The 2,589-nt window shown below is 67.2% G+C and carries 4 protein-coding genes; 1 reads left to right on the top strand and 3 read right to left on the bottom strand.

Features of this window, described 5'->3' with window-relative positions:
• Window positions 1-491: OB-fold nucleic acid binding domain-containing protein (locus A9X03_RS09165; RefSeq protein WP_231975374.1), on the top strand; the 491-nt coding region annotated here is incomplete at its 5' end.
• 87 nt (window positions 492-578) lie between these two features.
• Here the strand turns inward: A9X03_RS09165 and A9X03_RS09160 are convergent.
• From A9X03_RS09160 to A9X03_RS09150, 3 genes are read right to left on the bottom strand one after another with little or no spacing between them, the layout of a single operon-like run.
• Window positions 579-941, bottom strand: coding sequence for a thiocyanate hydrolase (locus A9X03_RS09160; protein WP_067761313.1), 363 nt, complete (start codon window positions 939-941; stop codon window positions 579-581).
• 10 nt (window positions 942-951) lie between these two features.
• A complete protein-coding gene (scnC, locus tag A9X03_RS09155; RefSeq protein ID WP_067761315.1) occupies window positions 952-1,668 on the bottom strand; it encodes a thiocyanate hydrolase subunit gamma in 717 nt (238 codons plus the stop codon).
• Window positions 1,669-1,693: 25 nt separating this feature from the next.
• Complete coding sequence (locus A9X03_RS09150; RefSeq protein WP_067761318.1) at window positions 1,694-2,500, bottom strand: SH3-like domain-containing protein; 807 nt, start codon at window positions 2,498-2,500, stop codon at window positions 1,694-1,696.
• Between the last annotated feature and the right edge of the window lie 89 nt (window positions 2,501-2,589).

Here is a 2,589-nt window from a genome sequence, read left to right as displayed (position 1 = left end):
CGCAGGTGCGGGTGGGCGGCATCCTGGCGTCGGTCAACCGGCGGGTCAACAAGAACGGAATGCCCTGGGCGTCGGCGCAATTGGAAGACCTCACCGGTGGCATCGAGGTGATGTTCTTCCCGCACGCATATTCCGCCTATGGCGCCGACATCGCCGACGACGCGGTGGTGCTGATCAACGCCAAGGTGGCCATCCGCGACGACCGCATCAGCCTGATCGCCAACGAGCTTGTGGTGCCGGACTTCTCCAATGCCCAGCCGAACCGGCCGATCGCGGTCAGCCTGCCGACCCGGCAGTGCACCATCGACAAGGTCAGCGCCCTCAAGCAGGTGCTGGCGCGCCACCCCGGGACCGCCCAGGTGCACCTGCGGCTCATCAGCGGGGACCGGATCACCACCCTGGAGCTGGACCCGTCGCTGCGGGTGACGCCCTCGCCGGCGCTGATGGGCGACCTAAAGGAGCTGCTCGGCCCGGGATGCCTGGGCGGCTAGCCGGGCGCCGCCGAGTGCGAATGTGGTTTCACACTCGCGGCCGAACGTGAAAGTAACCGCACACTCGCGGGCTCGCCGTCCCTTTCGTCAGGCGTCGCCGGCCTGCAGCCGCGCACGGACCGCTTCCATGCGTTGAGCCAGCGCCGCCTCGTCGATGACGTTGCGGGCAACCAGGGAGTGCGCCAGCGCGACCAGCTGGCTCTCCGGATACGGCAGGGCCACGTACACCTCCTCGCCGAGGCGATCCTCGTCGGTCCGGCGCATCAAGAGCTCCAGCGCTGTGCCCTGCCGGTCGAGCGCCTCGCACATCCCGTCGAGGCTGGACTTCCAGGGCGGCACCGGGTTGCTCACGCCATATTTCTCCGCCATCCGTGCCCACACCTGATCGCGTTCGGCGACCTGCTCCAGCGTCGGCACCCGGACGGCGGTGACGTCGATCTCCGCAGACATCGGCGGGCCCTCAGTAGTTCTCGGCGGGGCGGACGGCCGGATGCACGGGGCGGTCGATATTCGAGGTCACGCCGGGCCTGGGCAGGGCGACGCCGATCATGCAGTCGCGCGTCACGATTTCGGCGAGTTGCTCCTCGCTCCACCCATCGGTGCCTGCCGGCCGGAGCGGCAGGACGAGGAACCGGTGTTTGGAGTTCGAGTCTTCGACCCGGATCTCGACGTCCTCCGGCAGGTACAGGCCGAACTCGGCCAGGACTTGGCGGGGCCATCGCACGATGCGGCGCCGGTAGTTAGGCGTCCGGTACCACTCGGGTGAGTTCCCCAGCAGCGGGCGTGGGTAGCAGGAGCACAGCGTGCACACGATCACGTGGTGCAGCGTCTCGGTGTCCTCGAGTATGTGCAGTGCGGTGAAGTCGCTGGGTGTGCCGAAGCCGGTCGGATGGAGCCAGTCGATGCCGACCTCGCGGCTGGCGGCGACGCCGTCTTGCAGGGCCAGCCGTTTGAAGTCGGGGTCCACCCACGCCTTCGCGACGAGCCGGGCGCCCGGCGCAGGGCCCATCTGCTCGACGAACTCGGTGTAGCGCCGATGATCCTCGGCGGTGAACAAGCCCTTCTCGATTGCCAGCTCGCGCAGGGCGATTTCCAGCACTTCGAAGTCGGTGACCTCTTCGACCATCGGTGCCGCGTGGCGCTCGGGTTCGTGGGCCGCGTCGGTGTGCTCTGTCATCTCGCCATCCTGGTTGGTGAATCGGCTAAGAAGCCGGCTGCAGCCACCGCTCGGATATCTCCGCTTGCAGCGTGTCGTTCGGCGGGCCCGCATAGGGGTCCCAGAGGTCGGCCATCTTGAAGCGAACGATGTAGAACCACTCCGGCCGCTGATCTTCGCGGTCGAACGCCTCGTCCTCGGGGGCCGGGCTCTCGTACGACACCCGGACGACCGTGCCCGGCTTGCCCCGCAGGTATTCCTGGGTGCGGGTGTAGAAGATGGTGGGCAGATCCCGCACCACCACCGGGTCGCCGACCGCGAACCGTGCGTCACCGGCGAGGCCGTCGAAGCACTGCGGATCGCCCTTGCCGACGGCCTCGACGTGATGGCGGTTCCTGGGCACCGCGGCCGCGTCGCCGACAGTGTGAGGCGCCGGCTCCAGCGGCGTCGCACCGGCCGCCGCGCGCCCACGTACTTCGGCCGCTCGTTCGATCAACTCACCGAGGGTGATGTGGCGTTTGTCGATGAGGCACCGGGCAATCGCCAAAACCCAACGGCCGTAGTAGGGGAAACCCTGATAAAGCATCCTCCCGACATCGACGTTGCCGAGCCGTCTGCGCTCCTCCGATGTCCAGATGCCCCGCCAGCCGAGCACCTCACACGTGACAAACGTGTTGAGTTCCCACTGCTCTTCCTCCTTCTCCTCGAAGACCGCCGGAGCGTCCGGCTCGCCGCCGACGTCGTGGGGCGTCTTCATGAAGGCGCGGAAGCGATCGTGAGTTATCTCGTCCGGGTAGGCCCAGTCCTGCAACCGGTGAAGGGCGACGCGCAGTTGGCTGACCAAGTCGCCCATAACAGAATTCGCCACGATCGCTACCTCAAAGTAGAAGCGAGAGTGCATAACCCGAAGACCACCGTAACATCGCGGGGGTCATCCGAGTG

This window comes from Mycobacterium sp. E1715 (assembly GCF_001667625.1).
GTDB lineage: Bacteria > Actinomycetota > Actinomycetes > Mycobacteriales > Mycobacteriaceae > Mycobacterium.
This window is presented reverse-complemented; position numbering and strand designations above follow the sequence as displayed.

Excerpts from the sequence above, each read along its gene's own strand:
- A9X03_RS09160 (WP_067761313.1), bottom strand. The coding sequence starts at position 941 with ATGTCTGCGGAGATCGACGTCACCGCCGTCCGGGTGCCGACGCTGGAG.
- scnC (WP_067761315.1), bottom strand. The coding sequence starts at position 1,668 with ATGACAGAGCACACCGACGCGGCCCACGAACCCGAGCGCCACGCGGCA.
- A9X03_RS09150 (WP_067761318.1), bottom strand. The coding sequence starts at position 2,500 with ATGGGCGACTTGGTCAGCCAACTGCGCGTCGCCCTTCACCGGTTGCAG.